The following is a 13,789-nucleotide window of genomic DNA, read 5'->3' as shown; positions in this document are numbered from 1 at the left end:
ACCAGCTCAGTTCTTCGCCTCAGCGGCCTTGTCCGGACTGGCAGCCTGCCCTGGATTATTTTGCGCCACTTTGACCGAAGTCGACTTCGCCGCACTTGGCTTGTCAGCAGCCTTGGCAGCCGGTTTGGCGGCCGGTTTCTTGGCGGCAACGGCGGGCTTGGCAGCGGGTTTCTTCGCAGCCGGTTTGGCAGCAGCTTTCGCGGCGGGCTTAGCGGCGGTTTTACCCTTGGCTTTGGCTGGCGCCACGGCCGGAATCGGGTCGTTTTTCACCAGGGTTTGTACCGCCGGAACCGGGTCTGGCTGGTTGTACTTGGCCAGCAGCGCAGTCATGGTGTCTTGCGGCGTCAGCATGATTTCCACGCGACGGTTCAGGGCGCGGCCTTCCGGGCTGTCGTTGGCAGCACGCGGCAGAACAGAGCCAAAACCGCGCACCATGAGGCGATCATTTTTCAAACCGCTGAGGCGGAAGATGGCGGTGATGGCGCGAGCGCGGTCCAGGCTCAGCTCGCGGTTACGCGCTTCTTCGCCCGACGGATCGGCGTGGCCAAGAATCAGCACGGCCACTTGCTTGTCGTTTTCCACCAGCTTGGCAACGCGGCTGATGGGCCCCAGCGTAACGGGCATCAACATGCTTGGGCGGTCGGGGTTGAACGAGGAATCCACCGGCGCTGAAACCACCAGCAGGTTCTCACGACGCTCCAGTTCAAACTTGCTGCCCTCAAGCGCAGTGCGCAGGCGCGGCTCGTATTGGTCCATCCAGGCCTGGGTGATTTTCGGGTCGGGCATGACCACGGCATCGGCTTTTTTGGCTTTGTCGTCATCGCCAAACGGCCACCACCAATGGCCGCCCGAGGCAGGCTTTTCAGCGGTAGCTACGGTGGCGTTGGCAGCGGGAGGCGATTTATCGGACGTTTCAGAAAAGGAAGCACAACCGGTGAGAGCGGCGCACAGCGCCAGAGCAGCAGCAGACTTGGTAGGAAACATTGGAACCTCAAAAAACACAAAAAATAAACTCAAGAACCGCACAGCCCACGCTTTCTGCTTTGGAGAGCGCTATGGCCAGACTGGCTCGCGTAGCTGGCTGTTTCTAGCGGACAGCCATGGCAACGGTGCAGCGGCAAAGGTGATCACAATTGACGAGCCCACTCCTCCCTGACAGGGCACGCCCCCACTGTAAACAGCTTCGTTTAACAGCCTGTGCACCGGGGTAAAACTACAAACATTCACCCAGCGTGCGCGCCAACTTTTGCGCCCGTGGGTCCATCAATACGTAGGGCCCGAGGGAATTGGTGACGAAGCCGAAAGCAACCTTACACGCAGGATCGGCAAAGCCGATAGAACCTCCCGCGCCGGGATGACCAAAGGCACGTGGGCCCAGGCCGTAGGTGGCGTTCGGCACATCGGGCTGGTCGAGCATGCAACCCAGGCCGAAGCGTGTTTGCGTGAGCAGGGTTTTGTCTTCACCCACGCTGTGTTCGCGGGTCAGTTCGGCGAGCAATTGGCTGTCGAGCAACTGGCCGTTGAGCAAGCCGGTGTAAAAGCCCGCCAGGCTGCGCGCGTTGCCGTGGCCGTTGGCCGCCGGTTGCTGCATGCGCCGCCATTCCGGCTTGTTGGTGCTGGTCATGATCGACGGCGGATTGGCGAAGGCGCGCGTGGACATGGACGCCGGCTCGCTCATCATGGTTTTCAGCAAGCGCTGGGCCGAGGCGTCGCCGAAGTTGCCTTTGCTGCGGGAAATTTCCGCAACGCGGTAGAACTCCTCATCGGCCAGGCCGACGTGGAAGTCCAGCCCAAGCGGCTTGGCGATGCGGTCAACAATCGAGTCACCCGGGCCTTTACCTTCCACACGACGCAGCAGTTCGCCCACCAGCCAGCCGTAAGTAATGGCGGCGTAACCGTGGCCTTCGCCCGGCGTCCACCAGGGCGTTTCGCCGGCCAGGGCCGCAGTCATGGTGTCCCATTCATACAGCGCTTGCGGTGGCAGCATCTCGCGCACGGCCGGCAAGCCGGCGCGGTGGCTCAGCAGTTGACGCAACGTGATGTGTTCTTTACCGGCGGCAGCAAATTCAGGCCACACCGTCGCCACGGGGGCGTCGAGCGAAAGCTTGCCCTCGCCCACTAGCTGCAGCGCGGCAACGGCGGTAAAAGTTTTGGTGCAGGAAAACAAGTTGGCGATGGTGTCGGTGTTCCAGGCTTGCTCGCCGGCTTTGTCGGCGGTACCGCACCAGATGTCGATCACGGTTTCGCCGTCGATCTGGATACACAGGGCGCCACCGCGCTCCTGAGGATCGGTGAACAGCGCCGCGAAGGCGTCTTTCACCTGTTCAAACTTGATATCGAAATAGCCTTGAACTTGCTGCACGTTCAACTCCTCAGGCAGACGCAACGGGAAAGGCGTTCGCACCGCTCAGTGTGCAAACGCCTGCCCGCGCAGGGAACCATCCGAAAATCGGGCTATGCCTCAGCCTTGACCAGCAGCGCCAGCCGGGCTGGCTTTGCCGTCATCCGGCTTGCCGTTGCCCTCGCCTTTACCGTCGCCGGCTTTGGCGCCGCCCTCAGGTTTGGCGGGAACCGGCGCGGCGGGTTCGGCTGGCGCGGCAACGGCTACCGGTTTCAGCACGCCCTTGAGCGCTTCCATGTTGGCTTTGCGAACAGCTTTAACGAAGCCGTCAAACGGCCGGTCGGTGATTGCCACCAGACCGAAGTGGCCGTTTTCGCCGTCCAGCAGGCGGCCGGTAACCGGTTGGTCGAGGTATTGGAACAGGTGGGTGCCGACAATCATCGGTTCCTTCACGGCTTCCTCAACGAAATGGGCGTAGGCCGGGCCGCGCTGCTCTTCGTTGTACACCTCGCTGACGCCACCCCAGAACGGGCCACGGTCGCGCGAACCGAAGTGGAACTCGGTGACCAGAATCGGTTTATCCAAGGCTTTGAGCGCGGCGAAGTCGTAACCGTGCTGCGGCACCTGGGTGTAGAAGTTGAAGCTCAGCACGTCGCAATATTGCGCGCACGCGGCGACGGCTTCCGGGTTGCTGGCGGCGAAACGACCGCCCAGCAGCAGGTGGTTCGGCGCGTGCCAGTTCAAGGCATCGTCGATGGTCTTGAAGTAGGTGTCGGCGAACAGGCGCTGGAACTGCTGCATGTCCTGCTCGATCGCCGGGTGTTCCGGGTTCGGACGAGGCGCCTGGAAACCGGGGTCTTCCATCAATTCCCACGCCGGCAGTTCGATACCCCAGGCTTTCGACAGGCCGTCCTGGTTGCGGTACTTGTCACGCAGCATTTTCAGGAACGCGCGCTTGGCCGGCACGTCGGTGGTCAGGTTCAGGGTGCCGTAGGCCAGCGCGTAGCGGGCGTTCGGGTCGTTGGCCGGGCCGGCCCAGGCCAGTTCGTTGTCGGCGAAGAAGCCGATCAACCACGGGTCATCGCGATGGTCGCGGGTGGCGATGGCCACGGCACGCTCGGCTGCCATGGCGAAGCGCGGGTCGAACGGGTCAGGCATGCCGCCCCACCAATCCACGCCGGTGCTGATGGTTTTGTAATCGCCACTGATCGACAACGGCAAGGTGTACGGCATGCGCTTGGCAGCCGCCAGCGATGGATCGCTCCAGTTGCCGACGGTGTTGAAGCCCCACGCTTGCAGGCGGTCCAGGGTGTTCTGGGTCCAGCGCGCGGTGTCGAAACTCTTGGTCACGCACATTTCTTCGGCCGCTGCCGGCGCGGCTGGCGGCGCAGCCACAACAGGTGGCGCAACTGGCGCGACGGCGGTGGTTTCAGCGGTGTTGGTGGTGTTGGCGGCGTTCGCTTCAACGTCGGCGGGCACTTCGCTTTCTTCGTCGTTCACCACTTGCGCGGTGCTCTTGTCGGCAAGCTCGGCGCATTTCTGCTGCGGCCAGGTACGTTGCAGGTTGGCGCGGTAGAAATCGAACCAACGACCTTGGTCGAAGTTGCGCCCTTTGGCAGCGCCGGTGTCGGCACGGCTGCTGCTGCCACCGTAATAAGCGGCCAGCGGATCGCCCTCTTTGGGCAGGTCGGTGAACATGCTTTCGCGACCTTCGACATACGTCGCGCTGTTGCCGGCGCTGACCGTATTCACGCCGAGCGAAAAGAACGGGTGGCCTTCGGGCGTGACCATAAACCAGCGGCCATCGCGTTTTTCCGTGCGGAAAAAGCCCGACGCTTCGAAGGTCGGCCCGCCGAGCAAGCCGCCGTACTGGTCGGTTTCGCCGCGTTTTTCCAGCCAGCTTTTCAGCTGCGCGGTTTCTTTGGCTGCAGCCGCTTTGAGCTGCTCGTCACTGCCGACTTTTTCCGGCCACTGACCACGGGTGTATTGGCCATAGGCGTCAACGATGCCGGTGTACAGCTGCTTGGCGGTCTCGTCGCCTTCGCGTACGCCGAAGCGGCCGAGCAGAATGCTTTGCGGCACGTCCGGGCGGCTCATATAAATGCCCACAGCGGTGACCTTGCTCAGGTCCAGATCGCCTTCAACGGTGTCGGCCAGAATCACCCGCTGGCCGTCCACGGTCCACGGCATTGCCGGCGCGGCGCGCATGCCTTGGCTTCGCGGCGAGGTGGCGTGCAACGGAATCAACAGGTTCTGCGCCGGGCCGGCCGGCAGGGCAACACGGCTGGTGAGCACCTTGCCGTCGCTGCTTTCCATGCGGATGTCTAGGGTCAGGGCCCAGTCCATGGCGTTCTGAATACGCAGGGTCATGACATTGGCTTTGGACCAATCCCACACGCCGCTTTGCGGGGTCAGTCGCAGGTTGGGGTTGTCGGCGGGGCTGAACGTAACCCGCCGCATCGGCTCGCTTTCAGCCGCCAGTTCAGCGGTCAGCGAAGGCAAGTTGGCGTTCTGGGTCTGCACCTGCACCACATCGGCGGGGCTGACGAAGTTGAATAGCGTCTGTTGCTCGGCGGCCAGCGCCAGCGGGGCGCGGTAACCATCAAAGGCGAAAATACCGGGCAGTGAACGGCGGATCATGTGACGGGCTCTCCTGAACAACCAGCCAATAGACAGCGGACTTTTGATTTGATGCTGTCTTATGAAATTTCTCGGCGAAACGGCGGCAAGGCGTTAAGAATCGCCTTGCCATAGCGTTGGGTTACAACGCGTCGATCCAAAAGCGTAATAGTGCCGCGATCCGCCTCGGTGCGCAGTAGACGACCGCACGCTTGCACCAAACGCAGTGAAGCATCGGGCACGGCAATTTCCATAAACGGGTTACCGCCGCGCGCTTCAATCCACTCGGCGAGTGCGGCTTCTACCGGGTCATCGGGCACAGCGAAGGGGATTTTGGCGATCACCACGTGCTCGCAATAGGCGCCGGGCAAATCCACCCCTTCAGCAAAACTGGCCAGCCCGAACAACACGCTGGCTTCGCCGTCGTCGACACGCGCTTTGTGCTTGTTCAGGGTTTCCTGCTTGGACAGGTTGCCCTGGATGAACACGCGCTTGCGCCAGTCGCGGTCCAGGCCGTCGAACACGTCCTGCATCTGTTTGCGCGAAGAGAACAGCACCAGCGTGCCGCGCGACCCTTCGACCAAGCCCGGCAGCTCGCGGATGATCGCCGCCGTGTGGGCAGCGGCATCGCGCGGATCGGCCTTCAAATCGGGCACGCGCAACACACCGGCGTCGGCGTGCTGGAACGGGCTCGGCACCACCGCCGTCACCGCCGCTTTCGGCAGGCCGGCACGCATACGAAAACGGTCGAAGGTGCCCAGCGCCGTCAGCGTCGCGGAAGTCACCAGCGCGCCGTAAGCGACGTTCCACAAATTGCGCCGCAGGGTTTCAGCGGCCAGGATCGGGCTGGCGTTTACTTCGATGTCGAACATCGCGCCGCCTTCGGCCAGGGTCAGCCAACGCGCCATGGGCGGGCTGTTCTCCGGGTCTTCGGCGGTAAAGGCCAGCCACAACTCCCAGTTGCCCTGGGCGCGAGCCAGCAGGCTGCCGAACAGCGGATACCACTCTTCGGCCTGATGACTGGCGATGCCGATGGACGCTTCGCCGTCCATGGACTTTTTCAGCAATTCGGTCAGGCCGGTGAACAGGTCGGTCAGGCGCGAGAAGCCTTTCTTCAGCTCCACGCCCATCTCAGTCAAATGCTCCGGCACCACGCCGCCTTCAAAGCGGTGACGCGGGCGCTCGCGGCCTTCCATATCTTCGCCGGCCTTGAAGTCGGCCAACTGCTCGCAGGCGTTGAACATGAATTGCTGCTGGGTGCGAATTTCGCGGGCCAGAATCGGCACCTGCTCGATCAGGCGACCGAGATCACCCGGCAGCGGGTTTTGCGCCAGCAGCTTGGTCAGATTCTTCGCCGTCAGCTCCAGCCAATCCGCCGTGGAACGCAGACGGGTGTAATGGGCGAAGTGGCCGATGGCTTTGTCGGGCAGGTGATGGCCTTCGTCGAAGACGTACAGCGTGTCGCGCGGATCGGGCAGCACGGCGCCGCCGCCGAGGGCGAGGTCGGCCAGCACCATGTCGTGGTTAGTGACGATAACGTCGACTTTGCCCATGCCCTCGCGAGCCTTATAGAAGGCACACGTCTGAAAGTTCGGACAATGGCGATTCGTGCATTGGCTGTGATCGGTGGTCAGGCGCGCCCAGTCGGCGTCTTCCAAAGCCTCGGACCAACTGTCGCGGTCGCCGTCCCATTTGTTGCCGGCGAGCTTTTCGACCATCTGCGTGTAGAGCTTTTGATTGCCTTGGTCGACTTCGATTTTGAAGCCTTCTTCGGCAAACAACGCGGCGGTGGCGTTTTGCGACTCGCCTTCCTGCATCAGGATGTCGAGCTTGGACAGACACAGGTAACGGCCCCGGCCTTTGGCCAAGGCAAAGGTGAAACTCAGGCCGCTGTTGCGCATCACCTCGGGCAGATCTTTGAACACGATCTGCTCTTGCAAGGCGACGGTCGCGGTGGCGATAACCAGGCGTTTGCCGGCCGCTTTGGCCAGGGGAATGGTGGCCAGGCTGTACGCCACGGTTTTACCCGTACCGGTGCCCGCCTCGACCGCCACCACGGCGGCGTCGCTGCTGCGCCGGCCTTCGTCGTCAACCTTGATGGTGCCCAATACCTTGGCGATCTCGGCGATCATCAAACGCTGGCCGTAGCGAGGCTTGAGCCCTTTGGCTTCGAGAAAGCGGGAGTAGGCGCCCTGGATCTGGGACTTGATTTCAGTACTGAGCAATGGCGGGTTCTGCGAGATAAGCGAGCTGGATAAATTTTCAGTGGTCAAACTGGCCGGCTATGATAGCGCGCGTTTTGCCAACCGCCGACCGGAGATTGTGAATGACTGTTTATGCCCTGCTCTACGCCCTGCATGTTCTGGCTGCCGTTGTTTGGGTAGGCGGCATGTTCTTCGCCTGGATGGTGCTGCGCCCGGCCGCCGTCAGCGCACTGGAAGCCCCGGCGCGGCTGCGCTTGTGGAGCGCGGTGTTTCCCCGTTTCTTTCTATTCGTCTGGCTGTGCGTGTTGCTCTTGCCGATCAGCGGCGTGGGCATGTTACAGCTGCATTTTGGCGGTTTTGAGACGGCGCCTAAATACGTGCAGGTGATGATGGGCTTGTACCTGGCGATGCTGGCGTTGTTTATCCGCGTTCAGGCGCTGCAGCTTCCGGCGCTCAAGCGGGCGGTGGCAGCGCAAGACTGGCCGGCCGGTGGCGAGGTGCTCGGCAAGATTCGGCGGTTGGTGGGGTTGAACTTGTTGATCGGGATTGTGGTGGTGACGGTGGCGGCTACGCGGGCAAGCTTTTTAAAAGCATCGCGGCTAATCGGAATGCCGCCCAGCCGCTTCCAAAGGTTCTAACACCTGTGGGAGCGGCTTTAGCCGCGATAGGTTTTACTGGATACGCACCAGATTAAAACTACCCGCCGGCCCATCGCTGCCAGGCTGGCCCGGCTGGCCTGGGCGACCCGGTTCTGCGCCATCGGCGCGATACACCAGGCAGCCTTTCGACGCCCCGCCTTTTCCGCCTTTGCCTGCCTCGCCCGCCGCGCCGCCCAGGCCACCGTCAACCTTCACGGTCACTGCGCTTTCGGCAAAGCTGGCCGGCACTTCCAGGCGCACCTGGCCGCCGGGTGCGCCGGCCAGGCCATCGCCGCCGTTCTGGCCGTCGTAACCGCGCCCGGCCTGGCCCCACAGGCAACCGCCCTGCTTGCCGTCGGCGCCTTCCAGGCCTTGATAACCCGGCCTGCCGATGCCGCCGCGTACGTCGATGGTCAGCGCGCCAATGGTGGCTTGTTCCAGGCGAATGGTCAGGTTACGGCCCGGCGTGGCGGGTTTTTCAAAACTGCCGCTGGCGCCTCGGCCGTTGATGTGGCTGCCGGTTTCCAGCTCGGCATGTCGCGCTTCCAGTCGGAACGGTTCAGCGCTTGGGGCAACCGAGATGTGCGCATCGCGGCCCATGTGCAGGTGGCCAACACGAATTTCGCTAACGGTGGGCGGCACGAACAAGGTGGCCGACTCGGCGATGTCGAGTCGGTCCAGCGACAAAATGCTGGTGGCGGTCGGCAAACGCAGCAAGGAGTTGGGCGCAACGTTTACTTCCACGTCGGCCTGCACCAACGCACCGAATAAAACCAGGGGCAGTACGCTGACGGCGAGAAGACGCTTATGCATGTTCCACCTCCGCTTTGACCGGTTCTTCAACAGCCGGCACAGCCATCGGCTGCGGTTGTTCGAGCACGGCGGCCGGTTCCGGATGAGCGATGCCGTAGAAGTGAAAGATGCCAAACAGCAGTACCTGGATACGGTGCGAGGTGAGGTTGTCGAGGCCACGCAAGCGATTGCCGAAAATGGCCAGCTCTACTACGTGCGCCAGTAGCACCACGCCGCCAAGCACATTGAGCAAGACGTCCATGGGTTTGTTCAGCGGGCTCACAAGGTTGGCCAGCACCAGCAACCAAAACACCGCCACTGCGGTCTTGCCCACCTGCAAAAACACCTTCATTGCACCGTCCCCTTGTTATTTTTTCTCGTCGCGCACCTTAACCGCATGCGGGCGACTGACACTAGCGTACCGGTGAAAAACCGACGCAAAAAAAACGGAGGCACCTGGCCCCCGTTCCTTTACTGCTCAACTGGCCTTAGTGGCTGACATGCAACTCGACACGGCGATTCTGCGCGCGGCCTTCGTCGCTGCCGTTATCGGCCACCGGCTGGCTTTCGCCGTAGCCGACAACCGACAGTTTTTGCGCCGGTATGCCTTGGGCCGTCAGGAAGTTGGACACGCTTTGTGCGCGTCGTTCCGACAAGCTCTGGTTATACGCGTCGCTGCCTTTGCTGTCGGTGTGACCGGCCACCTGCACGCTCACCAGGCTCGCGCCGGTCAGGCGTTTGCTGATTTCCGTCAGGGAGTGTTTGGCGTTTTCGCTCAACTCGGCCGAGTCGAAGGCAAACAGCACGTCGCCGGCGTCGCTGAGCACGATGGTTTCGTTCTTAGGCGCGGGGGCGGATTCTGGTGGCGGTGCCGGGGTTGCCGCAGGGTATTGCGGCAGTGGGCAGCCACTGTTGTTTACCGGGGTGTTGGCGGGGGTGTCGGCGCAGACGTCGCGACGGTCGTGTACGCCGTCTGAATCGTCGTCTCCATCCAAGGCATAGCAAATCAAACCAAACACGGTGCAAATGGGCCAATTTCCCTGGTTAAGCGGGGCGTCTCCGTTACTTGAAGTCGACGAGCAACCAGACAGAACACTGCTGACCAAGAGAAGAAGGGGTACCGTGACCCGAAAGGATAGGGTTGGCATTTTTTTTAGTCTCCTGAGTCGCCGGCGGGTGCCGGCTCCAGAAGTAAAGACCAGCCCCGCGCAATAGGGTTGGCATTATTTATTGCGCTGTTGCCGTTTGGCCTGTTCTGACCTGAACAATGCGTTGGATAAGGTGAACGTCCGCCTACCGTGCCCTGCAGGGCAGGACACGGTAGCGACGGGTTTAGCGGTGAATCTTGATTTCCACGCGACGGTTCAACTGACGGCCCGCGTCCGTTTTGTTGTCCGCTACCGGCATGCTTTCACCGGCGCCTACTACGTCTACGACGTTGTTAGGCGACACGCCATTGGCCACCAGGTAATCCGCCACCGATTGCGCGCGGCGCTCGGACAGTTTCTGGTTGTAGGCGTCCGAACCGACACTGTCGGTATGCCCGCTGACGGTCAGCTTGGCGTTCGGGGCTTCGCTTTTCAGGCGCGTGGCGATGGTGTCGAGTTTGGTTTTGTCGGTAGCGGTGAGCTTGGCCGAGTCGAACTCGAACAGCACATCGCGCACTACGATCACTTCGTCTTCAACCACGACCACTTTCTCAACCACTTCTTCCACAACCGCTGGCGGTGGGCAGCCATTGGCATCCACTTGCGTGTTCGGCGGCGTGCCTGGACACTTGTCGCGGCTGTCTGGGACGCCGTCGCCGTCTTCATCGCCGTCGCCATGGCTCCAGCAATAACCGGCTGCCAACGCCGCGCCACCTAACGCGCCCCAGCCTGCCCAGGACGAACTTTCAATGGCGCCCAACGCGGCACCACCTACACCACCAACCGCTGCACAGGTTGGCCAATCGGTTTTCTGTAAACCGGCACAGCCGGTCAGCAACGTACTCAACAGGATCAGGGGTACTGCAGTCCGTTTGATGCTCATATGCACAGTCTCCTCATGGGATCGGCGTAAACCGACACTCAGGGAGTAAAGACGGCACTTTTAGAATTCGCCAGCACTAGGCCATATCGCTGCATCAAGCTAGGCTTGTCGCTCATGTTCGAGGATTTTCGATGACTGAAAGCTTTTCTGCGCGCACCCCTCAACAGGCTGTTGCCGCCCTGCTGGACCGCTACGCGCCAGCCCGTTTGCTGGTAGTCGGTGCCAACGATTTTCCCGCCGTGCAAGCGTTCCAACAGGCCCACCCTGACAGCGTGTGCGCGTTCGCCCCGGCGGGCCCGCTGCCTGCCGAATTGGCCGCGCAACGCTTCGACCTGGCGTTGATTGCCGACTGCCTGGAACACCTGCCCAAACGCACCGGCCTGGAACTGCTGGGCGGCATTCGCAATCTCAATGCCAGTCGCCTGGCCGTTTTGGTCGACCTGCCCGCTTGCGGGTTGCACGACACCGACCTGTTCGCCCTGGCACTGCAAGCCAGCGAACGCTTCCAGCGCGACGCTCAGGTTCTCACCCTGTTCACCTACGACTTGCGTGAGTACAAACAGGTGCCGGACTGGCTCAACGCGAAGTTCTGGGCCAACCCGGAAAATTTTGGAAAGTACTGGTGGTAGCGTTCATGCCGGCTTCGCCAACAACACAACCCTCCGACACCGCCTGCCCTTGCGGCAGCGGCAATTTGCTCAGTGCCTGCTGCGGCCATTACCACGACGGCACGCCAGCACCGAGCGCCGAAACCCTGATGCGCTCGCGCTACAGCGCCTATGTGCTGGGCCGCATCGACTACCTCAAAAGCACCACCCTGCCCGCCCAACAGCCCGCGCTCGACACCGAAGCCATGCACGTGTGGAGCGCGCAAAGCACCTGGTTGGGCTTGGAGGTGGAAAGTGCCGAAGTGCACGGTGGCAAACCCGAGCACGCCTTTGTCACCTTCACCGCGCGCTGGCACGACGGCGCCGGCGAACACGCGCACCGGGAGCGGTCGGGGTTTGTGCAGAACGACGGGCGTTGGTATTTCATCGACAGCACGGTGCCTTTGAAGGCAACACGCAATGATCCGTGTCCGTGTGGCGGTGGTTTGAAATTCAAGAAGTGTTGCTACAATTACTCACTTTGAGTCAATTAGGCAGCACACCTGTGGGTAAGGTTTTCAGCTATATCCGTTTTAGCTCGGCAAAACAGTCATCCGGTGATAGCTATGCAAGGCAGGTGAAAGCAGCCAAGGCCTTCTGTGAAGAAAACGAGCTAGAGCTGGCCGACCCTAAGGAGTACTTGTTCTTTGATGCAGGGCGATCAGCCTATAAAGGAAAGCATCTTGACGACACTGGCGAGCTGGCTCGATTCCTAGGCTTCGTCGAAGACGGCACCATCCCCACCGGCAGCTACTTAGTTGTCGAGTCTCTGGATCGGCTTTCACGGGAGAAAGTGCGTGATGCCCTACCCCGCTTTCTCGACTTGTTAGCAAAGGGAATTAACGTCTACACCAGCACGGATAAGCGACTGTATACGAAGGAATACAACGAGCTTGATTTGATTATTTCGATCATCTCCATGGCACGTGCTCACGAAGAATCAGCTATTAAAGGGAAAAGGGTCTCTTCGGCGTGGAGGAACAAGCATCAGCAAGCCCGCGAGACTGGCAAGCCCATCGGTAAGCTGTGTCCTCTGTGGCTTATAGCTACACCAGAACGCTATGAGCTGAATGTTGAAAACGTTGCGATCGTGAGACGCATCTTCGACCTGTCCACCAAGGGATATGGATCGCGGTCCATTGCTGCACAACTCAATCAAGAGGGTATTCCGACTTTCTCTTCTGGCAGAAGAAACCTCAGCGGCCTTTGGGGTTTCAGTACTGTTAGGAACATTCTCGACAGCCGCGCTACGCTGGGAGAGTTCCAACCTCACATATTCATAGATGGAAAGCGAACGCCGGATGGTGAGCCAATCAGTGGGTATTTCCCTGCTGTGGTTACCGAGGAAGAGTTCTATCTAGCTCAAGCAGCTAGATCGTCGCGAAAAACGTACAAAGTTACCAAGACCACTGAAAACTTCAATATCCTTGCGGGCATATTGAATTGCTACCAATGCGGGGCAGCCATGCATCTCCAAGGCAAGAAAAGGAGACGCAAGTACTACGAATGCTCATATAAGGCAAAAGGCACATGTTCAGCTGGGATAGTCGGAGCGGATCGCGCAGAGTTAGTTTTTAAGCAAATGCTGGCTAAAGTCGATAGCTTGTCTCTAGTGCAAGATAGCTCCGGTCGCTTGCAACGCGAATTATCAATACTAGATGGACGTTTGACCGAGTTAAAGAATAAACAGACTGAAGCCGAGGCAACTCACTCAGAATTCCCCTCCCGTATCACCGCCAAACTTTTACAACAGCTTGAGAAGGACATTGAAGCGCTTGATCAAAAACGAAAGCTGCTGACTGAACAATTAGCCACTGACAAAGTTATTAACAAGGACCAATTTTTCAATAAGTTAGACTTGAAGTCATACGAAGGACGAGTGTCGGCCAATAATTTAATTAAAAGACTCGGCATATACTTGTTCGTACTAAAACGAGGCAGATGCGACGAAATGTACTTCGCCACTGACGAGAACACTACACCCAAACTTTTTTTCACCTCTACTGACCACCTACTGTTTTATTTTGTTCATGAAAGAAACGAATTGCGCTTCGAGGCGTTCCGGGATGAATACTTCGATCTCCAAGAACTTCAAGGGGAGCTAACATCCTTTCAAGCCTTGCTTGCCAAGACTGAGTCTTGGGACATGCTTCCGCCGGATGCTTTGAAGATCGTAAATGACAGATTTCTAGGGATTGGTAAAGACGACAACTCGGAGTAAGCTGCCGAAACTGAACGTTTACGCATGAAATTCCGGAGGAAAAGTGAAACTACCTACCGATCAGCAAATACTAGAAAAAATTTATGAGATATACACAGAAGACTTTCGAAACTTCGTCGTCGGACGCCAAAACCAGAGACAGACCAAAATTTTCGTCCCAATTGACTGCAAGCTAATTGCAGAAAAACTCAAAACAGACGGAGACATAGTTTTTGGCAGGCTTTATTACCATATGGAAGGAAAAATACGGATACACAAGGAGAGATGGGTCAAACGTGTCGTTTTTTGAAAAACAG

Annotated in this window: 12 protein-coding genes; 4 read left to right on the top strand and 8 right to left on the bottom strand. The window is 59.7% G+C overall.

What is annotated here, in order from left to right; genetic code table 11:
• Positions 1–6: 6 nt before the first annotated feature.
• The 4 genes from ACZZZP_RS06630 to dinG form a co-directional block, all read right to left on the bottom strand.
• Positions 7–984 carry an OmpA family protein gene (locus ACZZZP_RS06630; protein ID WP_463382199.1) on the bottom strand — a complete coding sequence of 326 codons (978 nt, stop codon included), beginning with the start codon at positions 982–984 and terminating at the stop codon, positions 7–9.
• A gap of 229 nt (positions 985–1,213) precedes the next feature.
• Complete coding sequence (locus ACZZZP_RS06625) at positions 1,214–2,362, bottom strand: serine hydrolase domain-containing protein (RefSeq protein WP_463382198.1); 1,149 nt, start codon at positions 2,360–2,362, stop codon at positions 1,214–1,216.
• 99 nt (positions 2,363–2,461) lie between these two features.
• Entirely contained in the window at positions 2,462–4,981 is a 2,520-nt protein-coding gene (locus tag ACZZZP_RS06620; protein WP_463536391.1) for a beta-agarase, read from the bottom strand.
• A 59-nt stretch (positions 4,982–5,040) separates the two neighbouring features.
• Positions 5,041–7,185, bottom strand: coding sequence for an ATP-dependent DNA helicase DinG (gene dinG, locus ACZZZP_RS06615; protein ID WP_122496763.1), 2,145 nt, complete (start codon positions 7,183–7,185; stop codon positions 5,041–5,043).
• 101 nt (positions 7,186–7,286) lie between these two features.
• On the opposite strand from dinG, the gene ACZZZP_RS06610 reads away from it, so the two are divergent.
• On the top strand, positions 7,287–7,802 hold the full coding sequence (locus ACZZZP_RS06610) for a DUF2269 family protein (RefSeq protein ID WP_463536390.1): 516 nt from the start codon (positions 7,287–7,289) through the stop codon (positions 7,800–7,802).
• Between the two features lie 33 nt (positions 7,803–7,835).
• Here ACZZZP_RS06610 and ACZZZP_RS06605 read toward each other — a convergent pair whose 3' ends face one another.
• The 4 genes from ACZZZP_RS06605 to ACZZZP_RS06590 form a co-directional block, all read right to left on the bottom strand.
• Complete coding sequence (locus ACZZZP_RS06605) at positions 7,836–8,615, bottom strand: collagen-like protein (RefSeq protein ID WP_463382197.1); 780 nt, start codon at positions 8,613–8,615, stop codon at positions 7,836–7,838.
• On the bottom strand, positions 8,608–8,946 hold the full coding sequence (locus ACZZZP_RS06600) for a DUF1145 domain-containing protein (RefSeq protein ID WP_463382196.1): 339 nt from the start codon (positions 8,944–8,946) through the stop codon (positions 8,608–8,610). The genes ACZZZP_RS06605 and ACZZZP_RS06600 overlap by 8 nt, the downstream gene beginning before the upstream one ends.
• 136 nt (positions 8,947–9,082) lie before the next feature.
• Complete coding sequence (locus ACZZZP_RS06595; protein ID WP_463382195.1) at positions 9,083–9,742, bottom strand: OmpA family protein; 660 nt, start codon at positions 9,740–9,742, stop codon at positions 9,083–9,085.
• 184 nt (positions 9,743–9,926) lie between these two features.
• Positions 9,927–10,625 carry a PA1041 family peptidoglycan-binding anchor lipoprotein gene (locus ACZZZP_RS06590; protein WP_122496753.1) on the bottom strand — a complete coding sequence of 233 codons (699 nt, stop codon included), beginning with the start codon at positions 10,623–10,625 and terminating at the stop codon, positions 9,927–9,929.
• A 131-nt stretch (positions 10,626–10,756) separates the two neighbouring features.
• On the opposite strand from ACZZZP_RS06590, the gene ACZZZP_RS06585 reads away from it, so the two are divergent.
• Genes ACZZZP_RS06585 through ACZZZP_RS06575 form a run of 3 tightly spaced genes read left to right on the top strand, consistent with a single transcriptional unit; the run spans position 10,757 to position 13,493 of the window.
• Positions 10,757–11,254: a DUF6231 family protein gene (locus ACZZZP_RS06585; RefSeq protein ID WP_463382194.1), complete on the top strand. Its 498-nt coding sequence runs from the start codon at positions 10,757–10,759 to the stop codon at positions 11,252–11,254.
• A gap of 5 nt (positions 11,255–11,259) precedes the next feature.
• Positions 11,260–11,757 (top strand): YchJ family protein, encoded by a 498-nt coding sequence (locus ACZZZP_RS06580; protein WP_463384665.1) that lies wholly within the window; start codon positions 11,260–11,262, stop codon positions 11,755–11,757.
• Positions 11,706–13,493 carry a recombinase family protein gene (locus ACZZZP_RS06575; RefSeq protein WP_463536389.1) on the top strand — a complete coding sequence of 596 codons (1,788 nt, stop codon included), beginning with the start codon at positions 11,706–11,708 and terminating at the stop codon, positions 13,491–13,493. The genes ACZZZP_RS06580 and ACZZZP_RS06575 overlap by 52 nt, the downstream gene beginning before the upstream one ends.
• The last annotated feature ends 296 nt before the right edge of the window (positions 13,494–13,789 follow it).

The organism is Pseudomonas sp. AC211 (assembly GCF_979258055.1).
The sequence above is the reverse complement of the archived record's forward strand: the minus strand, read 5'-3'. Positions and strand labels throughout refer to the sequence as shown.

Excerpts from the sequence above, each read along its gene's own strand:
- ACZZZP_RS06630 (WP_463382199.1), bottom strand. The coding sequence starts at position 984 with ATGTTTCCTACCAAGTCTGCTGCTGCTCTGGCGCTGTGCGCCGCTCTC.
- ACZZZP_RS06620 (WP_463536391.1), bottom strand. The coding sequence starts at position 4,981 with ATGATCCGCCGTTCACTGCCCGGTATTTTCGCCTTTGATGGTTACCGC.
- ACZZZP_RS06610 (WP_463536390.1), top strand. The coding sequence starts at position 7,287 with ATGACTGTTTATGCCCTGCTCTACGCCCTGCATGTTCTGGCTGCCGTT.
- ACZZZP_RS06605 (WP_463382197.1), bottom strand. The coding sequence starts at position 8,615 with ATGCATAAGCGTCTTCTCGCCGTCAGCGTACTGCCCCTGGTTTTATTC.
- ACZZZP_RS06600 (WP_463382196.1), bottom strand. The coding sequence starts at position 8,946 with ATGAAGGTGTTTTTGCAGGTGGGCAAGACCGCAGTGGCGGTGTTTTGG.
- ACZZZP_RS06595 (WP_463382195.1), bottom strand. The coding sequence starts at position 9,742 with ATGCCAACCCTATCCTTTCGGGTCACGGTACCCCTTCTTCTCTTGGTC.
- ACZZZP_RS06590 (WP_122496753.1), bottom strand. The coding sequence starts at position 10,625 with ATGAGCATCAAACGGACTGCAGTACCCCTGATCCTGTTGAGTACGTTG.
- ACZZZP_RS06585 (WP_463382194.1), top strand. The coding sequence starts at position 10,757 with ATGACTGAAAGCTTTTCTGCGCGCACCCCTCAACAGGCTGTTGCCGCC.
- ACZZZP_RS06580 (WP_463384665.1), top strand. The coding sequence starts at position 11,260 with ATGCCGGCTTCGCCAACAACACAACCCTCCGACACCGCCTGCCCTTGC.